Origin of the sequence: Paenibacillus borealis, assembly GCF_000758665.1 — a bacterium.
Lineage (GTDB): Bacteria > Bacillota > Bacilli > Paenibacillales > Paenibacillaceae > Paenibacillus_AQ > Paenibacillus_AQ borealis.
The window spans coordinates 3,507,077-3,529,465 of record NZ_CP009285.1 but is presented as its reverse complement, the minus strand read 5'-3'; the positions used below and the strand labels follow the sequence as shown (position 1 = coordinate 3,529,465).

At 45.7% G+C, this 22,389-nt stretch carries 30 protein-coding genes and 1 tRNA gene; 8 read left to right on the top strand and 23 right to left on the bottom strand.

Annotated features, from left to right (window positions below; genetic code table 11):
• Positions 1-70: 70 nt before the first annotated feature.
• From PBOR_RS14690 to PBOR_RS14675, 5 genes are all read right to left on the bottom strand, one after another.
• On the bottom strand, positions 71-1,024 hold the full coding sequence (locus PBOR_RS14690) for an aldo/keto reductase (protein ID WP_042212784.1): 954 nt from the start codon (positions 1,022-1,024) through the stop codon (positions 71-73).
• A 177-nt stretch (positions 1,025-1,201) separates the two neighbouring features.
• Entirely contained in the window at positions 1,202-2,011 is an 810-nt protein-coding gene (locus PBOR_RS14685) for a helix-turn-helix transcriptional regulator (RefSeq protein WP_042212782.1), read from the bottom strand.
• Positions 2,012-2,276: 265 nt separating this feature from the next.
• The gene (locus PBOR_RS38585; RefSeq protein ID WP_425415539.1) at positions 2,277-2,570 is read right to left on the bottom strand and encodes a creatininase family protein; all 294 of its coding nucleotides are present in this window, start codon (positions 2,568-2,570) and stop codon (positions 2,277-2,279) included.
• Between the two features lie 233 nt (positions 2,571-2,803).
• Positions 2,804-3,286, bottom strand: coding sequence for an NUDIX hydrolase (locus tag PBOR_RS14680; RefSeq protein ID WP_042212780.1), 483 nt, complete (start codon positions 3,284-3,286; stop codon positions 2,804-2,806).
• A 41-nt stretch (positions 3,287-3,327) separates the two neighbouring features.
• Positions 3,328-3,789 (bottom strand): NUDIX hydrolase, encoded by a 462-nt coding sequence (locus PBOR_RS14675; protein ID WP_042212778.1) that lies wholly within the window; start codon positions 3,787-3,789, stop codon positions 3,328-3,330.
• Positions 3,790-4,151: 362 nt separating this feature from the next.
• Between PBOR_RS14675 and PBOR_RS14670 the strand changes: the two genes are divergently transcribed.
• Positions 4,152-4,223: transfer RNA gene (locus PBOR_RS14670), tRNA-Val, on the top strand.
• Between the two features lie 557 nt (positions 4,224-4,780).
• Here PBOR_RS14670 and PBOR_RS14660 read toward each other — a convergent pair.
• The gene (locus PBOR_RS14660) at positions 4,781-5,227 is read right to left on the bottom strand and encodes a hypothetical protein (RefSeq protein ID WP_042212774.1); all 447 of its coding nucleotides are present in this window, start codon (positions 5,225-5,227) and stop codon (positions 4,781-4,783) included.
• A gap of 208 nt (positions 5,228-5,435) precedes the next feature.
• On the opposite strand from PBOR_RS14660, the gene PBOR_RS36975 reads away from it, so the two are divergent.
• The gene (locus PBOR_RS36975; protein WP_157764041.1) at positions 5,436-5,618 is read left to right on the top strand and encodes a hypothetical protein; all 183 of its coding nucleotides are present in this window, start codon (positions 5,436-5,438) and stop codon (positions 5,616-5,618) included.
• A 291-nt stretch (positions 5,619-5,909) separates the two neighbouring features.
• Here the strand turns inward: PBOR_RS36975 and PBOR_RS38580 are convergent, their stop codons facing one another.
• A complete protein-coding gene (locus PBOR_RS38580; protein ID WP_052429485.1) occupies positions 5,910-6,374 on the bottom strand; it encodes a hypothetical protein in 465 nt (154 codons plus the stop codon).
• Positions 6,375-6,931: 557 nt separating this feature from the next.
• Between PBOR_RS38580 and PBOR_RS14650 the strand changes: the two genes are divergently transcribed.
• Positions 6,932-7,162 carry a YuzF family protein gene (locus PBOR_RS14650; RefSeq protein ID WP_174479860.1) on the top strand — a complete coding sequence of 77 codons (231 nt, stop codon included), beginning with the start codon at positions 6,932-6,934 and terminating at the stop codon, positions 7,160-7,162.
• 39 nt (positions 7,163-7,201) lie between these two features.
• Here PBOR_RS14650 and PBOR_RS14645 read toward each other — a convergent pair whose 3' ends face one another.
• Together PBOR_RS14645 and PBOR_RS14640 are read right to left on the bottom strand one after the other, a co-directional pair.
• Positions 7,202-7,591: a hypothetical protein gene (locus tag PBOR_RS14645; protein WP_167549544.1), complete on the bottom strand. Its 390-nt coding sequence runs from the start codon at positions 7,589-7,591 to the stop codon at positions 7,202-7,204.
• Positions 7,592-8,418: 827 nt separating this feature from the next.
• Positions 8,419-9,390, bottom strand: a complete 972-nt coding sequence (locus PBOR_RS14640) for a helix-turn-helix transcriptional regulator (protein ID WP_042212771.1) — start codon at positions 9,388-9,390, stop codon at positions 8,419-8,421.
• 192 nt (positions 9,391-9,582) lie between these two features.
• On the opposite strand from PBOR_RS14640, the gene PBOR_RS14635 reads away from it, so the two are divergent.
• Positions 9,583-10,008 carry a hypothetical protein gene (locus tag PBOR_RS14635; RefSeq protein ID WP_042212769.1) on the top strand — a complete coding sequence of 142 codons (426 nt, stop codon included), beginning with the start codon at positions 9,583-9,585 and terminating at the stop codon, positions 10,006-10,008.
• A gap of 118 nt (positions 10,009-10,126) precedes the next feature.
• Here PBOR_RS14635 and PBOR_RS14630 read toward each other — a convergent pair whose 3' ends face one another.
• Positions 10,127-10,609, bottom strand: a complete 483-nt coding sequence (locus PBOR_RS14630; protein ID WP_042212767.1) for a cupin domain-containing protein — start codon at positions 10,607-10,609, stop codon at positions 10,127-10,129.
• Between the two features lie 207 nt (positions 10,610-10,816).
• Here PBOR_RS14630 and PBOR_RS14625 point away from each other — a divergent pair, with 207 nt between their 5' ends.
• A complete protein-coding gene (locus PBOR_RS14625) occupies positions 10,817-11,410 on the top strand; it encodes a YdeI/OmpD-associated family protein (protein WP_042212765.1) in 594 nt (197 codons plus the stop codon).
• 32 nt (positions 11,411-11,442) lie between these two features.
• Here the strand turns inward: PBOR_RS14625 and PBOR_RS14620 are convergent, their stop codons facing one another.
• The 6 genes from PBOR_RS14620 to PBOR_RS14600 all read right to left on the bottom strand — a co-directional run bounded on the left by PBOR_RS14620 (position 11,443) and on the right by PBOR_RS14600 (position 14,253).
• Positions 11,443-11,814, bottom strand: a complete 372-nt coding sequence (locus tag PBOR_RS14620; protein ID WP_042212764.1) for a LytTR family DNA-binding domain-containing protein — start codon at positions 11,812-11,814, stop codon at positions 11,443-11,445.
• Positions 11,815-11,827: 13 nt separating this feature from the next.
• On the bottom strand, positions 11,828-11,950 hold the full coding sequence (locus PBOR_RS36230; RefSeq protein ID WP_156123117.1) for a cyclic lactone autoinducer peptide: 123 nt from the start codon (positions 11,948-11,950) through the stop codon (positions 11,828-11,830).
• 13 nt (positions 11,951-11,963) lie between these two features.
• On the bottom strand, positions 11,964-12,500 hold the full coding sequence (locus PBOR_RS14615) for an accessory gene regulator ArgB-like protein (RefSeq protein WP_042212761.1): 537 nt from the start codon (positions 12,498-12,500) through the stop codon (positions 11,964-11,966).
• Complete coding sequence (locus PBOR_RS14610) at positions 12,493-13,119, bottom strand: hypothetical protein (RefSeq protein ID WP_042212760.1); 627 nt, start codon at positions 13,117-13,119, stop codon at positions 12,493-12,495. Before PBOR_RS14610 ends, PBOR_RS14615 begins: the two co-directional genes overlap by 8 nt.
• Before the next feature lie 176 nt (positions 13,120-13,295).
• Positions 13,296-13,487 carry a hypothetical protein gene (locus PBOR_RS37710; protein WP_157764039.1) on the bottom strand — a complete coding sequence of 64 codons (192 nt, stop codon included), beginning with the start codon at positions 13,485-13,487 and terminating at the stop codon, positions 13,296-13,298.
• 274 nt (positions 13,488-13,761) lie between these two features.
• The gene (locus PBOR_RS14600; RefSeq protein WP_052429484.1) at positions 13,762-14,253 is read right to left on the bottom strand and encodes a hypothetical protein; all 492 of its coding nucleotides are present in this window, start codon (positions 14,251-14,253) and stop codon (positions 13,762-13,764) included.
• Between the two features lie 131 nt (positions 14,254-14,384).
• Here PBOR_RS14600 and PBOR_RS37390 point away from each other — a divergent pair, with 131 nt between their 5' ends.
• Both PBOR_RS37390 and PBOR_RS14595 read left to right on the top strand, forming a co-directional pair.
• Complete coding sequence (locus tag PBOR_RS37390) at positions 14,385-14,561, top strand: glycine zipper domain-containing protein (RefSeq protein ID WP_167549543.1); 177 nt, start codon at positions 14,385-14,387, stop codon at positions 14,559-14,561.
• A gap of 39 nt (positions 14,562-14,600) precedes the next feature.
• Positions 14,601-15,206, top strand: a complete 606-nt coding sequence (locus tag PBOR_RS14595) for a thermonuclease family protein (protein ID WP_052429483.1) — start codon at positions 14,601-14,603, stop codon at positions 15,204-15,206.
• 36 nt (positions 15,207-15,242) lie between these two features.
• Here the strand turns inward: PBOR_RS14595 and PBOR_RS14590 are convergent, their stop codons facing one another.
• From PBOR_RS14590 to PBOR_RS14575, 4 genes are all read right to left on the bottom strand, one after another.
• The gene (locus PBOR_RS14590) at positions 15,243-15,914 is read right to left on the bottom strand and encodes a stalk domain-containing protein (RefSeq protein WP_042212754.1); all 672 of its coding nucleotides are present in this window, start codon (positions 15,912-15,914) and stop codon (positions 15,243-15,245) included.
• Between the two features lie 165 nt (positions 15,915-16,079).
• The gene (locus tag PBOR_RS14585; RefSeq protein WP_042212752.1) at positions 16,080-16,295 is read right to left on the bottom strand and encodes a hypothetical protein; all 216 of its coding nucleotides are present in this window, start codon (positions 16,293-16,295) and stop codon (positions 16,080-16,082) included.
• A gap of 133 nt (positions 16,296-16,428) precedes the next feature.
• Complete coding sequence (locus PBOR_RS14580; protein WP_042212750.1) at positions 16,429-16,836, bottom strand: hypothetical protein; 408 nt, start codon at positions 16,834-16,836, stop codon at positions 16,429-16,431.
• A gap of 97 nt (positions 16,837-16,933) precedes the next feature.
• Positions 16,934-17,200, bottom strand: coding sequence for a hypothetical protein (locus PBOR_RS14575; protein WP_042212748.1), 267 nt, complete (start codon positions 17,198-17,200; stop codon positions 16,934-16,936).
• Positions 17,201-17,391: 191 nt separating this feature from the next.
• Here PBOR_RS14575 and PBOR_RS35475 point away from each other — a divergent pair, with 191 nt between their 5' ends.
• Complete coding sequence (locus tag PBOR_RS35475; protein ID WP_052429482.1) at positions 17,392-18,645, top strand: hypothetical protein; 1,254 nt, start codon at positions 17,392-17,394, stop codon at positions 18,643-18,645.
• An 83-nt stretch (positions 18,646-18,728) separates the two neighbouring features.
• Here the strand turns inward: PBOR_RS35475 and PBOR_RS14565 are convergent, their stop codons facing one another.
• The 3 genes from PBOR_RS14565 to PBOR_RS14555 form a co-directional block, all read right to left on the bottom strand.
• The gene (locus PBOR_RS14565; RefSeq protein WP_157764038.1) at positions 18,729-19,136 is read right to left on the bottom strand and encodes a hypothetical protein; all 408 of its coding nucleotides are present in this window, start codon (positions 19,134-19,136) and stop codon (positions 18,729-18,731) included.
• Positions 19,137-19,692: 556 nt separating this feature from the next.
• Positions 19,693-20,598, bottom strand: a complete 906-nt coding sequence (locus PBOR_RS14560; RefSeq protein WP_042219421.1) for a glycoside hydrolase family 43 protein — start codon at positions 20,596-20,598, stop codon at positions 19,693-19,695.
• A 61-nt stretch (positions 20,599-20,659) separates the two neighbouring features.
• Positions 20,660-22,309 carry an MGH1-like glycoside hydrolase domain-containing protein gene (locus PBOR_RS14555; protein ID WP_042212745.1) on the bottom strand — a complete coding sequence of 550 codons (1,650 nt, stop codon included), beginning with the start codon at positions 22,307-22,309 and terminating at the stop codon, positions 20,660-20,662.
• Between the last annotated feature and the right edge of the window lie 80 nt (positions 22,310-22,389).

Here is a 22,389-nt window from a genome sequence, read left to right as displayed (position 1 = left end):
CAGCCTCAAAAAGCCGTTTTTTCGGGAAATAAGGTCCTCTCAGTCCGCTTCACCTTTGAGATGAACACTATTAATTCCGGCCGGGAAAACGTCCTCCGGCAGCAACGCCCTGCGGGGAGATCCGTTCGATCCGGGCAAGATCACCCGCCGACAGTACAACCTGCAATGCGCCGAGATTCTCTTGTACCCGCTCAAGCCGCTTCGTTCCCGGAATCGGTACAATGTGTTCTCCCTGCGCCAGCAGCCAGGCCAGGGCAAGCTGCGAAGGGGCGCAGCCCTTCTCGGCCGCCATCTGCCCGATCAGCGAGACCACCTCAAGATTCCTGGTGAAATTCTCTCCCTGGAACCGCGGGTAGCTACGACGGTAATCGTCCGGCGGCAGGTCATCGAAGCTTTTAATCTGACCGGTCAGAAATCCCCGGCCGAGCGGACTATAAGGAACAAATCCGATGCCCAGCTCTTTGACCAGCGGCAGTATTTCATCCTCCACCTCCCGGCTCCAGAGCGAATATTCTGTCTGCAGTGCCGTAATGGGATGTACCGCATGTGCGCGGCGTATCAGCTCAGGTGAAGCTTCCGATAAGCCAATGTAGCGGATCTTCCCTTCCTTAACGAGCTCAGCCAGCGTGCCTACGGTCTCCTCAATTGGAGTGTCCGGATCAGGACGGTGCTGATAGTATAGATCAATATAATCCATCCCGAGATGGTACAGGCTGGCATCTACTGATTTTTTGATATAAGCGGGATCGCCCTTGGGGCCCTGAGTATGGGTTATGCCGAATTTGGTCGCAATAACCGCTTTATCCCGTCTGCCCTTAAGCGCCCGGCCCACGAGCCTCTCATTGCTGCCAAAGCGCTGCTCCCCGAAATCTCCATAGATATCTGCTGTGTCCAGCAGGGTTACTCCCAGGTCGAGTGCACCATGGATTGCTTTTACCGACTCTTCATTATCCGGCATCATCATAGTCCCTAGTCCCAGAGCGGATACTGCCAGGCCTTCGGTTCCGATTGTTCTTGTCTGCATGTGGTTGTCGCCCTCTTTTCCTAGTGTAAGTCTTCGAATATGTCCCTATTCTAACTGACCTGCTACGGAGCAGCCACAGTACGTTTATACTAGTAAGATCATTACCAGGGAAGAGAACGTCTGGGAACAGAAGTAGAAGCAGACCTGCCCGTTCAAGTGAATCCATACTCTTCTCAGCTACTCAGGCACAGGTGTATAGATACAAATATGCAGGCCCGGATGATCGGCCAAATTCGCTACGGAATTGATATCATAGGTTACAGACTGATTCGTGCCAAGACTTTGTATGACTACACGATTTACTTTCTTGCCTTGAATGTTGTGCAGCTTCCACATCTCAGCAAAGTCCACACTGTCCTCACAGAGCTTCAGTACCATTTCCTTATACCAGGGGTCATGCAGATGCATGTCATAATAGGTTCTGAACACGGCTACTGAATAGAGCGCGAATTCCTCCCAATTCAGCATCCGGCGGCGCAGTCCCTGATCGAGGAACAAAAGACGGAGCATAATGCGCTCTGAAGCGGGCAGTATCCCGAAATTGCTAAGAACTTCAACCGCCTTATCATTCCAGGCCAGAACCTCGGAGCGCTCATTCGTAATAAAAGACGGATAAGACAGCTGGCTGATAATATCCCGCCACTGCGGATTCAGCTCGGGTCTCACCGTATTAATAGAAGGAATGGCATCCGGCAAACCCGGATTCCACAGCTCGAACAGATGTGTCCGCTCATCAGGCGTCAACCGGAGTGCCTGGCTGAGACTCTCCATAATCTCTCTCGAAGCGGTAACTTCCCTGCCTTGCTCCAGCCAGGTGTAATAGGTGCTGCTGACACCCGCCAGAATCGCCACTTCCTCCCGCCTTAGTCCCGGTGTTCTGCGCTGGCTGCTCGTTTCCCTTAACCCTGCGGCTTCAGGCTGCAGCCGGTTCCGGCGTGATTTCAGATACTCACCAAGCCGCTTGAACTTCGAATTCTCATCACTCATAAGCTAACCTCTTCTCGCAGCAATTAATGTCCCTATTCTACCTCAATTTATACCGTTCACAAACTCATACGGAACTCGGACTTGAGAAGCTATAACATGATCTCTCGCATAAAAGGCTGCAGAACCACCTTCGCCTTCGCACCGCCAGCTATAGCAATAACCCCGCTGGCTTCTCCAAGCCGCTGTCGCGGTTAACATGGACGAAGCCAATGGGGCTGCCTGTCTCGCTTGTGTCTTTCTTTCCTGCCGCTTGCCTACTATTCCATTACAGCCTGGAAGCTTCAGCCGGAGTAATTTCAAAGGCCTGTGCAGCAATCTTCTGCAGCTCGGCTGCGATGGCTTCCACAGAGCCCTTCCACAGCTTGCGGCCTAATTCTTCACTGGCATGAGTCGGATCACCTATGACACCCGTTGCCGAGTACTTGGTGAAGTCGAGTGCGGGATCCTCCCAGTCCGGTTCACTGCTGCCGGGATTGGCGATCAGCTCCTCACGGATGCACTCGGGATGTTTGTAGAGTCCCAGCGATGTGGTGAAGCTGTCGGCATGACCACCCGGAATATGCGGATCGGTATGTGTGCACCAGACACCATGGAACGGATGATGAGGAACGATTAAACTTCTCAGCCACCTGGCTCAGCATATGTCCGCCGCAGCCGCGCATAATCACGAGCTGCCTGAAGCCCTGGTCGGCCAGTGAAACCAGAACCGCATAGATCACATCCTCGTACACCTTCTGCGGAATGTCGATGTATCCATAGCCATAATTGCGGTGCTCGGGAGTTGGTACTGTATTAAATCTTCCTGCTCAGACTTACTGTAAATTCGGGTTTGGTCTCGTAAGCCATATAAGCAACCTTGCCGTCAAAAGCCAGATACGCTTCATAACGTGTGCGGATTGCGGGACTGGTAATCATCTCAAGTACTTTATCCCGGTTAACCCAGTAGCTCTCAGAAGTTTCATCCGAGGTTGCTAATGCCCCGCCGATTGGCCGGCACACATAGTCCAGCATCACTTTAGTCGGAACATCGGTTACTCCGTCATGCCCTTTGTACATCCCCGTATTTGAATACACGCCGATAAGCTGGTCAACCACAGTGAGGATGCCACTTTCCTCCTGTATTTCACGGATCAGGGCTTCCATCAGATTCTCACCTGCCTCCACTTGCCCGCCGGGGAACACCCAGCCGCCCTTAAACGTTTTTACCAGTAAAATTTCTCCCAGTTCATTCTCTACAATCCCGCCGACCGCGACAATATGAGTAGGCATAGACATGGCAATCACTCCGATCAATGGTATAATTATGCCGCACAAAATTACGCTTGCTCAATAAACCTGATTTGATTTACATTGTCTCTCAGCTGCTTGATGTACTCATTAACTCTCGCGATTAGCGTGGGATATATCCCGGGATACGTTACCCCTTCAGGTATTTCTCTGAATCTGCGAATTTCCTCCATTTCGAATTGCTGTAGGGGGCCGAACTTATCTACGGCTGCAAAGTACAGCATCCCGAAGCTCGCAGGTACTTCCTCTCTGCTGACCGAATATATGCATATAGGGTATAACTTGTACGACTCAGCGCCTGTCTCTTCATACATTTCCCTGGCGGCGGCTTCATCCGGGCTCTCTCCTGCTTCAATATGCCCGCCGGCAAATTCCCATGTGGACCGCTCTCGGTGCCGCACCAGAACCCAGTCCTCACCCTGCTTCATGACAATCACAACATACTTAAGGCAAACCTCAAGCATTTCAGATTCATGCAAAGTTACTATCATTAGAAGAACTCCTTTGGCTTCATTATGTATAATGGAATGATTGAAATATATTTCCAGACAACCGCCATCATTATATTATAAAATCTTTTCCGTGTCGCTCAACTTTTTCGCTGCAAAAAAGCCCCGCTCACACTCAACGGGACCTGCACATTAACTTATCATCAGCCCTCGTAAAGGGATTAATCTCACCTGTCAAATCACGGCAGGGCTTCTTCTCTCCCGCCGAGATCCGCTTCCCCAGAGCAGCATAGCACTGCCTCCTATTTAATCCTAATAAACCCCATATATCAGCCAGCCTATTTCTTCGGTATAAAAAATTCTTGCCAATCCCTCACATCCTATGGTATTATAAATTTCGTTGCAGGACGGTAGCTCAGCGGGAGAGCACTATCTTGACAGGGTAGGGGTCATGGGTTCGAACCCCATCCGTCCTATACTGCACCACCTGACAAAACCCTTATTTTATAAGGGTTTTGTCTTTTTTTAGGTTGTATCATCCCTTCAACTTTATGAGATTGGGGACGGATTGGGGTCGGGATTTTTTTGCCACCAAAAAAACGGCTACCCTATTTAACTTGGGCAGCCGTTTCGTTTATTTAGATATTTCAAGTTCGTATATCTTAGCCGGGGTAATTACTTTGACTTTCGCTGGAAGCGTAATATTCATGAAAAAGAGCGTACCCTTTACTTTATGTTCTAAGTATTTTTTTGTTATTGGTTTATCGTATGTTATGGTATACGGTTTAAAAAGAGCGCTATAAGCGCTCTTTAATAAAATCGACACTTGCTTCAAGTAGCCTAAGCTCCCTTCACTAACGGGTTTCTCTTTTCAGACATCGTACACCTTAATTGCGAGCGAAGGTCCAGATGATAACCGGCCAAATGTGGTTTGCTTGATTCAAGTCTTTACAGAGTTAATAGTATAACCCAAACAAGCCCGCCGACCAGTTAAGGTTGACGGAATTTTGAGGATAGTACAGAGTCCTCTATACTATATTCCAAATAGCAATGACTCATTTAACCCATGAGGTCTTCCTGAAATTAACGAATCCTCTTGGTCTACAAAATAAAACTGTTGAATGTCTAGTTCATATTTGATTTCATTAAGGACACTCTTTAAACCAGGAACCCACAATAAGGTATCTTGACGTATGTAATTCAAAATCAGTTCGTAACTATGCTCAAACTTTTGAATATTTGGGCTATTATCCTTTTTCAGTACTGTGCGTACCCTTTCTGCTAATTCCATGTAATCAGCATCAATATGCTCTTGTCTACTAATAGCTACTGGTTTTAATTTTGACCATGCGTAGGCTCCACCAGCTACCACTTCTTCGGACCCTTCAACATATTCAATGCATGAATCATCATTAATAAAATCATTAATCCGTTCCTCTAAATCTTTGAAAGCTTGAACGAGCGTTATTATTTTTTTCATAAAGAAACCTCCTAACAAATAGCCTGTTTAATTTTCTCAGTTAGCTATTATAGTCTTTTACTTTGGTGAATCCAGTATATCGCATTTTGAAACACAAATTCAATTAAGAAAAATTTACTAAATTTACATCATTATCACTGACTATCGGTTTGAATAATAGCACAGGTTGGTATTGTATAAGTAAGACTTATGAAGGAGTTGCCTATGTATGAAACCAATCGAGATTCACTCTATTTTAGAAACGGCTAACCCTTTACGTTTTCATCTAATTAGTGGTGAAAATTACTCCGGTACATTTATTAAAGACGAGCAAACTGGATACATACAATTAATTGGAACTAGCATATCATTTCCTATCTGGGCGATTAAACGTATACAGAGAACCCCATAAAGACTTCATTATCCGTCTTCCATTCGGTCTACATCCTGAATTGTAATTTTGAGTGAACTGATAACCTTTTCCTTTGGATACCCCTTCTGTCTCTTGCTTAACAAAACAGATGCTACTACTGCTGATACAACTATTAGTACATCTAAGATGACTACAAACTCCAGCAATATTATCCCCCCTACAAAAATCGAGCCTACGATTATATCCACGCGGCCTTTAATTTTGCTTCTGGATTATACTGTTGGTTCTTCTGAACCATGTAATATAAATATAATAGATCTTAAAAAATATTCACGTGACAATAATTAAAACTTTTTTAACGCAAATCCCCCCTTCCTGGGAGAGTATGGTTCTTCCGTATAATTCATATAGAACATTATGTATGTAGTAAGGAAAATTTTCCTTATGCAAAAAAATACCCCACCATACTGGTATTGTTAATGACGGGCCTTCATGAATGATATTTTCAATATTCCATATTTGCCTGAACCGGTTTGCTTCTGTTACCTGCCACTGAATATATCCATTATTCACACCGGTGATCGTGTATCCAAAACCCTTTTCGATGTTGATTTCATTTAATCGGTCTGTCACGCCGCCCCCAAGTCCAGTGTCATCGACTCTGACTTCTACTTCATTAACTCCTGAGTGCTCAGATTTCGTGTCATCAACAAGCCTTAGCACCCATCCTGTAGTGGTGCCTTCAACGCGCACGCGCCATACGTCTGATCCTTCGCCGTATTTACGCTTAAGCATAGCGATATTCTCTTTGCTCGTCCTGGGACTGTTTAAGCAAGAGAACTTACGGGTCTTATAATCTGCACGGTCTCTATTATGGAAATCGTAGAACACTCCACTTGTACGTGTTGGGTTTCCGCATATTAAGAGCTTATTATATGGACCTGACAATGTTCTTCATAGTGGTGCATATATACCTTAGTCTTCGTCCATTTCAATATTTTTTTCAGTATCGGACTCTTATCCTGTCATTTACTGATCTCAGCCCATAGGACGTCATGCAGCTGCTGCCGTGTTGGAGCCGTGCAGACTACCTTTGGAAACGGAAAACAAGACAGGAACCAAAGCGCAATCGCCGCCTCTGCCCTCTCTCGGGGGGTGGCGGTGAGCATTGCTGCGGTCACTTCAACGCTTACGGCGCTATACTCTCCCCTCCGTTGAATTATTATTTTTACGTATTTGTGTCATAACGCTTAGTACCTATCTTAAATGGGCTCTCGCCTAGCTCTTTAATTAGGCGTTTGCATAACATGAGGTATAACCATCTGGGAGGTAACAAAGTGCTGAATAATCAAATGTATCCAATGCATCAACAGATGCCGCAAGCAATCATGGTTTATCCAATTGATCCCTATGTCGTTGAAACCTTAATGTCTGTAAAAGGTAAGCAGGTGGTACTTGAAACCACTCGCGGCGGGATTAGCGGCTGTGTGATGGATGTAAAGCCAGACCACGTTGTATTGGATACCAGAGGCAGAAAATTCTTTGTACGCATCTGTGAGATCGTTTGGATCATGCCAGAGTAAATGGCCGTTCATGAGAGAGTTGCGAAAGCAGCTCTTTTTTTATGCCATTTCCACCTGAGCCCCGAGAAGCTTTCTTGCTGCAGCCCAAAAGCTTGCTGCCGGTGTCTTCTCGTCCGCCTGGATACCAATCTGCTGCATGGCTGTAAATTCCGGCTCCAGCTCCTGTAGAACGGTTCGATGCCGATATCCCGGGTGCGTATAAATGTAAAATAATTGAGAAGGATGCTGCGTTTTGAAATATAAATGAAGATTGCTCTCTGCACTTTTTATAGGCATCAGTTTTGGTATTGCATTCTCCATTGTTTTTAACAATATCGCCAATGGTGGCGGATTAGGAATTGTATTTGGAGTCTCCATGTATGAGGCAGAGAAACCAAAGCCCCTAGGCTCTAAAATAACTGCCTCTGTCATTTCGTTGTTGTAGATCAATCCGTTCCGGGTCTAAAGCACGTATGGCGTACGGTTCCAAATAGGTCGTGTGTGCCGGCATATGGCTGATGTTCCTTCATGCCATGGTCCATTTGCTGCCGGGGTAGTGCAAGATGCGTGGGACCTTCACAATTCATCCTCCTCTCCGTATGTCAAATCCTTGTAGGATCAGTAGCCCCTTCTTCCTTTATTGCGAAAATCCCCCTATTATCGTATTGTTTATTTAAAGGAGTGATAGTTGTGCGTATAGCTTTTTGGATTGTATTTGCCTTTGTTGGTATTTTGATCTTTGGGATAGTAGGCGGCTTAATTGGCCGTAAGAAACGGGAGTAATCAATAGGGGCTATAATAGCCCCTATTGATCTATAAAATGATTGCCACCATGCGGATGAATTGATTTGAGCAATTGCATAACATATCTTAAAACTATTGGAGGTTGTTACGTAACAGCTGACGTTGATAACACCGTTCAAAGGCGTGGACCTGAAAGCTTTGAGGCTACCGCTTATTGCAACGATTAAAGCAATGATTCAGCCAACTCCATTCCCGTACTCGCCTCGCCGCCCCCGCGAAATTATTAACGATGATCTGTGATCATCTCCTCTATTAAACGTCTCTGTGTAGCCGCAATGAGTGCAGAAACATTCTTCATGCCCTTTAAGTTCCATCCACACTTAGGGTAAATCGCTCTGATTGCTTATCGTAACCACCTCCCTGGACATAGAAAAAAGGCCACCCTATTAAAAGTAGTGACCTTTAAATTTCTGAAATTATTTTAAATTCATATAAATCAAAAAGCGCATATTGCCGACGCGGGAACGTGTTCTTTAAAAGTGCTTTCCCACCGGTCTGATATACTTAAAATGCCGTTCCGGATTGAAATACAAGTAAATTAGTCTACCGGGGGAAGTATCAAAGCAGTAACCCGTGCCTGCAAAATCAAAAGTTGCCATTGCCTTTTCAATCTTTTCCTCAACACTGCGGTTTTCCTGCTCGTAATCGAATGGCCCATGTTCAAAAACAATATACTCCGCTTCGGGAACATCAATCATTAGCATTTGTGGCGGTACTTCGCCTTTATAATCATAAGGAAGTCGTGCACCATGACACTCTGTACGTGGAATCCCCCAATCGCAGAGTCTGCCATCCGGGTCATTCATATACGCCATAACCTGACCGCTGCCGCTGTTAGGTTCGCTCCCGCCATCATCATCCAATTTGCCTTTGATACTATCGAGTAAGCCGCAGATGGTTTCGTAGTCCTGTCCCGGAATCAGACTTTGCTTTTGCCAAAAATCCCAATACCCATTACTCTCATAGTTTTTGATGTGCAAAAATTTGTGAGCGGGAATGGTTACAAAATAAATTTTAATATCTTCTGTAGATTTCATCATCCCAATCTCTCCCAATCCTAAGAAGTAGCGGTCGAACGGGTTTATTTTTGTACGAAGAACGACAGGCTTAGGCTTTTTCCGGTATTCACTTGGAGTTACACCATATGTTCCCTTAAAGGATCTGGTAAAGGCTTCATGTGATGAAAAACCATAATCAAAAGCAATAGCTAAAAGGCTTTTTTCACTATCACGAACTTCTTTTAGTGCAAAGGCTAATTTTCTATGCCGCAGATAGTCCCTAAGTTGCATACCCGATATTTCTTTGAATTTTCTTGTTGTATAAAACTCGGAATAACCCAGCCTGCGAGAAAGAAAATGTAGTGTCAGGGCTTCGTCATTATAATTTTTAATGCATTTATCAATTTCATCAACGATTAATTGAATTTGATTCTGCCACTCGTACATTCTTCTATTCACCCCGTTTCAATCACCCTGCATTCATTATAAAGATCTAGAGGGAGTACTACTTGATTTCACTTGCTGTTATTTCTTTTTCCTCTTTAAGTAAAATGTATATAATCATCAGGAAGTAAGTCCAATATATACTTGCGGATTTACAATATATTAACGTATACCTATGAAATGGAGTGATGATAAATGGCGACAATTATTAGTTATGGTTCAGAGGCAAAAATCCCGTTAGACCCGTTCAATACTGCTGTAACGGTTGCGGGGATTCCTGGAGCAGGCGCGGCTCTAGCCACAGCGCAAGTAAATATAAGTCCTGCTAATCCTGCCTCTTTCTCCAGTAGAGTCGAGTTAAATGGCAGCTTTAGTCTTACTGCACTTGCTGATAGCCCATTTTTTGTTATCATCCGGCGTGCCGGAGTAGATATTTATAGATCCTTTTATCGTTTCACTACAATTACTGATATACAATTAAATGTTCTGTGGGTGGATGGTCCATATCTTGGAGTCCATAACTATGAATTGATCATTCAAAATGATAGCATCTCGCCTATAAATCTATTTGGACCCATAGCATTCACAGCAACTGCTATTGGAGGAGAGGGCGTCATTTAAGTGATTGAACCAGATTTGGTTTTTTAATTTCTTTCAAATCGAATGTACCCGCCGGGCTTCCGGCGGGTTATTTTATGTATGCGCTGAATTCGGGGCGTTCCAGAAGAATACGGGCAGCTCACTTCCACTTCTCCGCGACATTCTCCTCACCTTTGTAATAGTCCACCCGCTCATCCGCCATATAGATTTCCTCGTAAGGCAGAATGTTAATCTTCCCGGAATCCGGATATTCACAAATATCGATCCCCGGGTTCGTTCGCAAATCCAAGTATCTGCAAGGTTCGGCGGTATGATTATATAATTGATGTGCCCCTTCCGGCCCTGTTTCAAAAAATACAGTGTCCCCTTCCTGCACTTCCTGGAACCCTGCTGGCGTTCTGAGGGTAGCCCGGCCTGAAATAATTACAAAGATCTCTTCAACACTTCTATGAAAATGATACGGGTAGGAATACTTCCCGGGATCAAGCGACCTGATTTCAAAAAGCAGCTGCTTCGCCCCGGCCATTTCAGCCAGCTTCCTGCTTGTATGCCAGGCAAACTCAGGAACCGGGGATTGTCTTTGTTCAAACGAAACGTTCTTTTCATTGAAAATAGTAGCCATCAGAATCTCTCCTCATCATCGGATATTTTCATATTATCTGCTTCCTGCCCGTCTTCTTTATAATTCATCAAATTTTTTGCAGCGCTGATGTTGCATTTTTAATAAAATTGATTACAGTAAGTGATGGTGTTATACAATCGCCGCGAGCAGTTTGAATAGCTTTTTCTTATTTGTTATATTATACCAAAGATATAGAGGTGTTCCTGAATGACTAGTAGTGAAATGAATCCTAAAGTGGATTTTTTCTTTAATAAAGCAAGCCAGTGGAAGGAAGAATACGGGAAACTCCGGACGATCCTGCTTGGATGCCAGTTGACAGAGGAATTGAAGTGGGGGGTTCCTTGTTATACTTTTCAGAATGGAAACATTGCTTTAATCCACGGATTCAAAGAATATTGTGCGGTTATGTTCGTTAAAGGCTCCCTGCTGCCTGATCCTGAAGGCATTCTGATTCAGCAGACCAAGAATGTGCAGGCCGGACGCCAGATCCGGTTCACTACTGTTCAAGAAATAGCCGATAGGGAAGCTACTATTAAAAATTATATCTATAATGCCATAGAGGTTGAAACCGCTGGTCTGGAAGTGGATTATAAGAAGGATACGGAGTACGAGATTCCTGAAGAGTTCCAAGCTAAGATTGATGAGAATCCGGATCTGCAAGCAGCTTTTGAAGCCTTGACCCCTGGACGGAAAAGACAATACATTACTCATTTCACAGACCCCAAACAATCCAAAACTCGTACAGCACGGGTTGAGAAATATACGCCGCATATTCTGAACGGTAAGGGATTGAGTGATTAGGTTGATACTTAAAAAAACCACCCAACGGGTGGCTAGTTAAATACTATGTTTTCAATTGCACTTCCCAATTGTTTCTTTAAATCCTCATAGCCTATTTTTGACAGCATGCAGCCGTTTTTGCTGTTCAGATTAAAGTACGCTGTTTTGAAAAAGTCATTCATCCGTACGATCTTCCTCACATTAATGGCCGCTGTACGGTCTCCCACCGAAAATTCGAAACCGCTATTATTCAGTGCTGTGCACCAATAGCTAAGGGGACCTGTCGTATAATAGGTTCCATCTTCTGTGTATACAACAACCTTTCGCAAACCGCTGCTGTGCTGCATATACAAGATTTCATCAATCGGCAGAGAAACCACACCGGATTGGCCATTCACATCTTTTGTCACTGATAATGTAATCATAATTGTCCGCTCCTTATTTCAATAACTCTGAAGGAGTTTTCGGTTGATGAATATACAGAATACTTGCAGTACTGACAAACGTCAAGGCTACTACCGACAGACAAGATGCCAATCCGTAAACGATGCTCTTATTCATCTTCTGTAGAATTTTAGTCAATGGATTTCACCTCCCTTCGTGAAGTTTTAATCAGAGTAAGCGCTTGTACAAAGAAACTTACCGATACTGTTGGAGATATAATAATGAAGTTGGCCGCAATCATTACAGCTGCTATTAGCTTTAACAGTGGGTAATACTTTTTAGGAATCCTACTTTGATGCTCAATATTGGATGGTGCGTACATGGCTACAAGAATAATACTGATAAGGTTTAGCATTTGCGTCATTTGTACATCTGGCTTAACAAAAGACATTCCTGTAAATAATGAGGTAGTAACTACTACACATAGAACGCCAGATTGAAGATGCTTTCCTCCGCTTGTTTGCCTTAATAACGCAAAGGTTACTAGTATAATAAACGTTTCTTTGGTATTACCGGTAATCATTGAGAGAAGTAATGTCAAGGCGATTATAAATACAGCGTTATAAATACCTTCCAGCGCATATTTAAGTACTGCTTCACTTGTTGGATGATGCGGAACCGCTTCTTTTATAGCTTTTGCTGTTCGGGCAGATAGTTTTTCAATCACTTTTTTGATCCTTTCGGATGGCGTAGTACAGTAGGTAAGCTGATGTAACCGCGAAGTAAATAATATTAATGTAAGTCTCGTTATAATATAGAACTGATGAAATGGAGATCAGAAAAAGCATGATCAACAGGATAACCGAAATATCTTCAAACTTAAACTTCAGCTTATTCAAATCGAAACTAAATCCATAACCTAAGCGATAAACTAACCATGCCCCTGATATAATGAGTACCCCGCTTACGGATTGCAGTATGTACCCATTACTTATACCTGACTTGGCAGCATCGATAGATCCAAAGAGAAGAATTGCAATCCCAGTCTGCACCACACCAAATATGACATAACCCGATATGGTTGACAATAATGAAAGGATCAACGACATTCTCACAAAAACAGCAAAGAAAAGAACGAAGAAACCTATTGTAACCAAAGGCATAATATTTCCTAAGGTAAAATCATTGCGAAGTACATAGCTTTGAAGATTGATCAATAGGGTTAACGATAAAGCCTGCCATACATGCTCCTGAAATCTAAATCTGAACAAACACATGATTAAAAAATATAAAGAAAATGCCTCTATACCTGAGAAAAACATGAACCCCACAGGTTCCCACGACAAAACACAACACCGCCTGACATAATTTTAATTCACAAGATTAATTATATAACTGTACCCGGTATAGCGTATACTATTTATTTCCTGAGAGGCGGTACTTTTGTCCAGCACATAACTCTCTCCCCTGCATTCTATATAGAGAACCTTAATAGAAAGGGGTAGATCAGCATGGCGACTCGTCAGCCGGATTTGGTGTTGATCAATTGGAGCCGGAACCCGTTAGTTCCCGGATCAGCACGCAGAATTACCGCCAGCCGGGTAATCGGAAATGCCGAACCTTGCTTGCCCAGCCTAAGAACAAATGGATTGCTTAGTACAGCGTTAGCCTGTCTGCAGGACAACGACATCGGCTTCAGAATCGTGTTCCGCAAAAAAACATCAAGCATCAGCGGATATGTGTTACTCCAGCGTAATTGATAGGATATTTGGGGTCTGGCTAGCCGCCAGGCTCTTTTATTTTGCAACTTCTCTGAGAGGACGAATGTAACAAGTGAAGGGAATTCAGGCGTATTGCCACCTTTCTCTGGTCCACGCGGGATTAATATCGGGGGATTGTATGGTAAAATACACTAATATAAACAGAACATCTGCCGGTACCTCCTAACCATACACCAACGGATGTTCATCACTAACAGGATTTTTAATTTATAATTCCGCCCATGTTACATTTAGCTCTAGAGTACCTTCCTGAGAAGCCAAAGAACCGCCGATGATCGACCAGCTCTGCTTACCGTCCTTGGTGGTACCCTGGATAATCAGGTTCTTGTCATCAATGGTCTGTGCAGACTCGCTTCCCAGTCTGGAAGAGAAGTAATCCTCATAGAGCTTCGATACCGTATCCATACTCTGCGTTGTTGTGAAGATCAGAAGAGCTGTCTTTTTGCCTTCATTTTCTTCAGAATGGGATAGCTTGATTTGGACATCCTCCGGCAGCGGGAAATCCTCAGGCAGATTCTCCGGCAGCTCTTGGGAAGCGGAAGCAGCATCCGGCTGGACTGCAGTCCCATTGTTCCCGGCGGACGGTGCAGAGGTCTGCATAGATTCAGTTGCAGGCGCATCCGGCTGATTACTGCAGGCATTCACTGTCAACATGGATAACATCATCGATAAGGTCAAGATTAGTTTTTTGGTATACACATCTTCACTCCTTAAGCGTTCTAGGCCTAACATTGCCAGTAAGATATGCAGGCTTACCGGATAATACCCTTTATGCTATTCCCCCAATCAGCTGCTTGATTTGAATTACATCTATAAAAGGAGACATGGATATGGGTAAGAAAAAAGACTCCTCCCAAGGCATCGCCCTGGGCTTATGCTTTGGTATAGTGTTTTGGATGGCTTTTGATAACCTGGCTTTGGGCATTGCCTTGGGTATCGCCTTCGGAGTTGCTTTGTCTAAGAGCGGCACCTCTAAGAACGATCCCAAAGATCCACCGGCTGAGTGAGACGTAATGATATAGTCAGGGCAAAGGAGTCGTTAGCAAATGTTCAACGCTAAAAACCGTAAGAGGATTACCAGATATGGCTTGATTGTATTGGCTCTTACGATTTCGTTATTGACAGCTGTCCTGTCGAAAGATGAACCGGACGGTAACTTTGAAACACTGGACACGATTGTTCTTACATATCCTTCCGAGGCAAAAGTTCTATCTGTAACCGATGGCGATACTATCAAAGTTAAGTTCGAAGATGGTTCAGTGGATAAAATCAGGCTCCTGCTCATCGATACCCCAGAAACCAAACGCGCCAATACACCGGTTCAGCCGTTTGGCCCTGAGGCCAGCGAATACTTAACGGAGCTTCTGAACGGGCAAACGGTTAGGGTCGAAATGGATGTGTCTGAACGTGATCAATACGGCCGGATTCTGGCTTATGTCTATCTCGGTGATGAGATGGTGAATGAAATGCTGATCGCAGAGGGTCTGGCCAGGGTTGCCGTGTATCCGCCCGATGTGAAATATGTGGACCAGTTCAGGGTTATTGAGAAAAAAGCGAAGTCTGCGAAGCTGGGGATTTGGAGCCTGGAGAACTATGTGACCGACAGGGGATACGACACTTCTGTCACAGCTACCCCCGCCAACAAAAAATAGACCCGAGAGTCAAAAGTCTCCCGGGTTCTTCTATAGTTACTTATAATAGGAAGTAGTCAATGGAACGAACATGGATGAGCCGTCTTGTACGTCTCCGGTTACATAGATAGAGCTTACTCCGGCAATGTCCACCTCTACGGTTACGAGCCCTTCTTCAGGGGTAATGTTCAGCTTCTTAAGCACCGTATCCGTATCGCTGTCTTGCACGGTGAAGTCTTTAATATCAGTGCCGATCGCCGCTACCTGAATGTACAGCTTCTGATATTTCTTGTTCGGGTAGAGCATGAACGAGCTGCCGCGATTGCCGCTGCCATTGTCGAAATGAACATCTTTGTAGTCCTTATCTTTATAGACGGTTTTGTCAGGATCTTTGGTGTGATACGACGAGTCAAAACCGGCAGCTATGGAGACTCCTTCCGTCTGCTCGCCTAATGAAATGGTATTGGAGGCAGCATCGAATTTAACGGTAACACCGAGAAGATCCGACACAGACCGGACTGGCAGATACGTAGTATCCTTATAAGAAATCGGAGCGATCACTGCACCGCTGCTATTCTTCAGCTGCACAGGCTGGCCATCTACCTTGAATTTAATTCCCGGATTCAGAAAAGCTTTGATCTCCTGCAGATTGGCTCCGGCGTATACCCCCGTGCCCATTCCTCCAAGTACAGCAAAAACAGTCAGCGCAGCGGTTAATTTCTTTTTCACCCGATCAAACTCCTCTCCATGTACTTCAAATTTAAAACTTACCTATTGGGATTATAATAAATCATTCCATAATATGCAAATGTTCAGAACCTTATTTGCCCAACAAAAATACCCCGCCTTCCCGGCAGGGCATCCGTACTTCCATTCCAGTTGGCTATGTATCGTTTAGAGCTCATCTTTGTTGTGAACGGATTCATAGTGGTTGCGTATTTCCAGATTCTTGGCATGATTATACAAATCCAATGCAACAATTCCTCTGCGCGCGAGCTTCACTACCAGAACGAACAGATAAATACCGAGCCCCAGACATGCCAGCCAGATTAAAAAGAAAAATATACTGAATCCGCCGGCAAGCCATGACCCAACCCCTGTTGCCATCATTTCTCACAGCTCCTCTCCTCTTGCTAGAGTTCAGAATCATTAATTAAATCATAATGGGTTTGGAACATTTTGTATATACAATCAAAAAAAACCGCCGGACCGGAGTTCAGCGGGTTTGTTCTATTCATTTCTTTTATCCGATGGATGTGCCTGAGAATGTCACGGGTCCTGTAACACTGGCTGCATTGAGCAGGATATTCAGACTGTTATTGGCGACACCCAAACTGTATGCATGATAACCAGCAGGTACAGTTCTATCCATATAAGCTATAGTGATCGGTTGGATTGCCAATATTGCCAGTCCGCTGGAGCCCATATTGAAGATGGGCTGCCCGTCCCGGTACAATGTGAAGACTACACTGGGTACGCCGAGCGTAGTTTGAAATCCGATGGAGGCACTCAGTAATACAACCCCTGAAGTTACAGTAGCTAGGCCAAACTCGGCCAAGATCAGATTTCCCGCAGGTGAAAGAATTGGAATAGATAAGGTCTGACTGCCCGTTGTCGCAGTGCTGGCCCCTGTGTCGATAATCGTTGCCATGGTGATTCCTCCTCTCTAATCTTCTACTTATAGAATATGCTAGAGGAGTTTATGAGGTTGGACAAATGAGACTATATTTCAGGATGCGTAAGGATGATCAGCGGTTGCTGTCTTTATGCGGCACCTGATATTGCCCTGTCAACGGATCATACTGCGGACGTTCTCCGGCAATCTCCAGCTCAATGCGCTGCAGGGAATAGACAAGTTCACCGAAGCCAATAAAAAACATACCGGCTATGCAGGAAACGGCGAGGAATATTACAACACCAAGCACACCGCCCAAATGGAATCCCACTGGAATACAAGCAAGGACCCCGAGCACGATGATCGCCACGCCAAAATACTTAAGGTAAGCCCCTTTCATCAGTTGTCCTCCTTATTGCTCATTATTTATTAAGGATAGCATATTTCTTGTGGAATTAACTGTTAATGAGCCATGTGAGATAGCTGCTGGGAGAGATGGGATGATTAAAAGTTCTATTAAAATTAATAGTAATAATAATCCATTTCCGCTATAATGATTTTGCTTTATTACGAATCTGGGGGAAATTACTTATGAACACAAAATTAGCTAAAATCGCTGTGGCTTTTGCCCTGCTGTGCTTACCGGTTGCAATAACCGGATGTGGCGGCTCTGCTGAGGTTACCCAATCCGCAACTGCTACTCCTTCACCGCCGCCTGCAAATTATTCAGTGAAGGATAAGACGCTGGAATACCTCGAGGGCTTTGGCACCAATTCCTGGAATACTGAATCATCTAAGGATATCGCTGAGAAGATCCGGGTAAAAGCCAGAGAAAGTGAAGAGGATAAATATACTTACCTGGAAATCGCTGACTCTATCGAGAAAGATGATATACAAAATGTGAAGAAGCTTTTCACGAAAATAGGGGGGGTTATCCCGGCGTCAGTAGCCGAAAGATACCCTGATCCCACGCCAACACCGGTCCCGACAGTAGAACCGTCAGAAGGCGGGGACACTATAACATATGCCGAAGCAGATCAGACATTAGGCGCCAGAGCACTTAATTTAGCCAAAAATTATCTGGAAAAAGACCTGTCCCAAGAAATTAGAGACGAAGCTCTAGCAGTTATTCTCAAAAGCCTGGAGTGGATAACTGAGGAGAATCAAAGCAAATTCAAGGAAATGGCCATTGCCATACAAAAGGATGATATGGCAACTGTCGAGAAACTATACGCTGAACTGCTGCCATTGTACCCGGGTATACCTGAATCAGCTGCGGCCGCAACAGCAGCACCTGAACCTGTGGCAGCACCTGACGATATCATTCATCTCAAAGGAAAAAGCGATCAGGCTACTGATTTCTTCAATTTAAAGAGCGGTATTGCAATCGTGGAAGCAACAGATGCTGGCGATTCGAATTTCGTTATTTATCTATACGATGAAACAGGAAACTCTAAGGAGATGCTGGTGAATGAAATTGGACCTTACAAGGGAAAATCCTTAGTGGTGATTCCGGAAGACGGGAAATACATGCTGAATGTAGAATCAGATGGCTCATGGAAGGCTGATATCACTCAGAGCATTCCTGATAACATTAAGAGCGCTCCAGTCAAATTAACGGGCAAGGGGAATGATGTTGTTTTTGCGAGGCTGCAAAGCAAGCTGACCCGGTTCACATCCAAGCATGTGGGAGAATCCAATTTTGTTGTCAAGGTTAATGACAGTCTCCTGCTGGTCAATGAAGTTGGTAACTATTCGGGCTCAACGGCAGAAAGCATTGAATCAGACGGGATTTATGTCTTTGCCGTTGAAGCAGACGGACAATGGAGCATTAACATTGAATAATCTCCTATAACCCTAAAAAGATTGCTAATCCAGAGTGGAGTAGCAATCTTTTTCTTTTGGCAGCGTATCGCTAGACAATTATATTAGTTGCTTAAATTATAAAAGGTCACTTTCACCTGAATCGGAACCGTAGTATCCGTTGCATTCAGGTAGAGCAGCGCATTTCCGGCACTGCCGTCCCAATAGCTGAAATACAGCTCCTGTACAGCACTGGCACCACTCATTGTGCCCATTTGGATTTGGCCGCGGTTGGTAATATTAAAGTAATAGGGACCCGTCACTTTGCCGGTGTCCGATAGCTTCTCCACAACAGCTTTAATGGTTTTGGCGGAGGTTGTACAGAGCAGGTATGTGGTTTGTCCCGGCTGCAGAGTCAGTGTTACTGGCGTATTAAACCCCGGCGCCAGAGAAAGGGCATGCGCTGAAGGAGCGGAGACCCATAAGAAACTTGCTGCGAAGAGAAACACTATCAACGTTTTTAATTTTCGCATTTATTAATATCCTCCTTATTCTTTGGGAGTAGGGAAATCGGTCTGAACGAAACGCAGAGCACTCGCTTGGTGTAGTCCGGCTCAACAGAGCAGCAGACTATTTGCACTTCACACTACCCGGTAGATTGGAGTTTATAAGCAAGTCTCCTTCCTCTTAAATGGACTATATGAGCATTTTTAATATATCAGGTACATTTTCCCTTGTAAATATTTAGAATTTAATAGATTCTGCCTGATAATCCTCTGTGATTTCAATGCAGACTGCATAAGGAATAGTTGCATTTCGTGCAGTTAAAAGACGGCGGAAAACCGGATAAGCTAGGATAAGTGTACTCTGTACAACTAAAATTGAGAAAAGTGTTCGTTTGCGGCGTAGCTGTTATTTTTAGTTGTATGAAGTGCAGCTAAAACTCCCACGGGGCAAAAATCGCCCGTTTTAGTTGTACAAAATACAGTTAAACTTGAAGCGAGTGTCTCGTAGCAGACAACCTGCCATTCGAGCACGGTGTCCGGCGTAGAGCCGGTGGAACCAGATTGCTTAAAAGCGTTCCAACACCTATTCCTTCATTCTCATCACCCCGCCGCTCTCTTCCAGCTCCAGAAATACCGGCCGTTCGTCGGGTGTCTGATTCGGGGTATGGATCGCTAGCATCAGCTTATCGCCGAAGGTCCGGAATACCATCGCGTGTCCGCCGTCATTCTGATAGAGTGCCTCTTCCTGATGAATCCACGGCCCGGTTACCTCACCGCTCCCGGAACGGGCAATGCCCAGCGCATAGGTGTTATTAATGAAGCTTGCCCACAGCAAATACAACGTATCGTCGTTACTTGACCTGAACAGAAACGGCCCATCCGTTACATAATTGAGTTGATCCGCATACCGCTTGGATTCAAACGGTGTTGTCCACGGGGCTTCCGATGCCCGGAACAAAGTAACCGGTTCGCCTTCCGCACTCCGCAGGTCCTCCGTTAACCGTATGGCGCAGACCTCCCCGTCTCGAATCTGCTGCCACTCATGGCAGAATACCATCCATGGCTGACTCTGCTTATCTATATAAAGTGTTCCGTCCAGGGAGCTCCAGTCCTGCGGAGTCACCGGCCCTTCGCTATACGGGGTGAACGGGCCAAGCGGGTGCGGTGAAGCAAGCACAGCCGTCCCCAGCAGATCATTGTCAGTGCGCCGGAAGGTGGCGAACATGATGTATTTCCCGCCGTATGCATAGACTTCCGGAGCCCAAAAATTCCGCTTAGCATAGAAATCCGCCTCCGGCCGGAACACCGGAAACGGTCCCTCCCAATGCTCCAGATCTTTGCTAGTGTAGGCGTCGAACCCCGTGCCCGTGCCCCAGATATTACTGTCGGTACTGCCGTACAAATAGTAGAGCCCCTCTCCCTGTTCCAGTCCTTGTTCTGCAAGCGGAAGCACAAACGGATCTCTGATCTGCAGGTTATGATTCTCTATCACTAATACTCCTCCTTCTTCATGAACATTTGAAGACTGCCCGCCCTGGCTATTACTAGAGCTACCGGTATTCCGGCAGCACTACCCCAATATCGCTGATGCTGCTGAACCCGCCATCTCCATATTCCAGCTGTTCATTGCCCTTAATCGTGAACGGGAGATTCTTGCCCTGATAACAGATGCTGCCCCCGATTTCACGGATACTCATCCCGGTCAGCTTCAGCAGCTCCCCGTTCCGGTCCGTGATTACGCGGACTCCAAACGGAAAGGCCATGTACTCCTCCATGTCCCGGTAGATCACTGCCCCCTGGCGGGTAGTGATCAGCTCATAGACTGTTCCGTCTACCACCCGGCGGTATCCCGTCTCATGGGCCACCTCCTGGCCATGATCCATATCATAAGGAAGCAGTCCGGTGAACCACAGCTCTTCTCCGGCAACCGGCATTATTCCGCACAGCCGCTCCACATAATCCAGCAGGCACAGAATGGCCGGAGAATACGTTTCCGTATAGCCCTCTTCTCCTGTCCAAGGGCTTAACGTCTGAGCAAAGCGTGTCATCCGCGACAGCGCAGCCAGAATAGGCTGCATCACCCAGGTCAGTTCAACATAACGCCCGTGATGTTCAAAGGCATGCGGCGCGCGGATGATACTAAGGAAATTGGATGAGCCGCCCCAGGTGTTGTAGCTGGAGAACGGATCAAACCGGGGGTCATCCATCGCTATGGAGGTGAAGGGATATTTGGCGAAGAACTTGCTGGTATTCAGCAGATAACGCCGGAGAGCAGCATCAAAGAAATCGCGGTCTCCCACTTCGCAGGCCAGCACACGCAGCAGCACATCGGACTGCACACGCACAAACCGGCCTCCGCGGTCACGGTCATAGAAGAACTCATCATCTTCATCATAGCAATAGCTGAAGAGACTCTGTCTGCTCGACGCAGCTTTGGCCTCCCACTCAGCTCCATCCTCTCCAAGTTCCTCTGCAATTCTGGATAGATACAGCCGCTGGCAATAGACATTGGCCGTTAAATCAGGGGCCAGAAACGGCAGCAGCGGTGAATCCGGGTTACATTGCGCCGCATCGTCCAGATGTGGCGTATCGGGAATATGCCAGAATCGCGGGGACAGATCATGCCCGGTATCAAAGGTGCAGAAGGCCTCCACGCAGCCTGTTCCTCGTGTATCGCGCCGGCTGGCCAGCCACTCGTCGAACCGGCTCATCGCCTGGTACATCGAGCTAAGGAACATCCTGTTACGTCCGTTCTGCACATAATGATTCCAGATACTCCGGGCCAGCGGGGTCACCATCTGGATCTGACGGTAAGCCGGCCCCGCAGGGGTTACTTTGTAAGGGATCAGTCCATCCTCACGCTGATAATCGGCGAACAGGCGAAAGGTCGCTTCCGCCACCTCCGGCATAAAGCGTGACAGCAGCTCAGCGCTGATGGTTCCCGTACTTTCCAGCCAGCTGCCGAGATAAACACCTCCTTCATGCAGAACATGGCCGTTACCGTCCATCGGCACGATACAATCCATAAGCTTATGCAATCCGGAATAATAGACATTCTCCATCGCTTCCGATGAGGCGGCAAAGGCTACTCCCGACTGCCTCCATTGCCCCATAGAGCCACGGTCCGCCGCCTTCTTGAGCACTCCGATCCGGTCATCAGCCGTTACTTCCCGGAGCTGCTGTAATAAGTCCCTTGTCATGTAATTCTCCTCCTGTATCTTCACTTTCCTCCCCAAACAGAGAAGCAGACTGCCCGGGCAGTCTGCTTCCGGTAAACGAC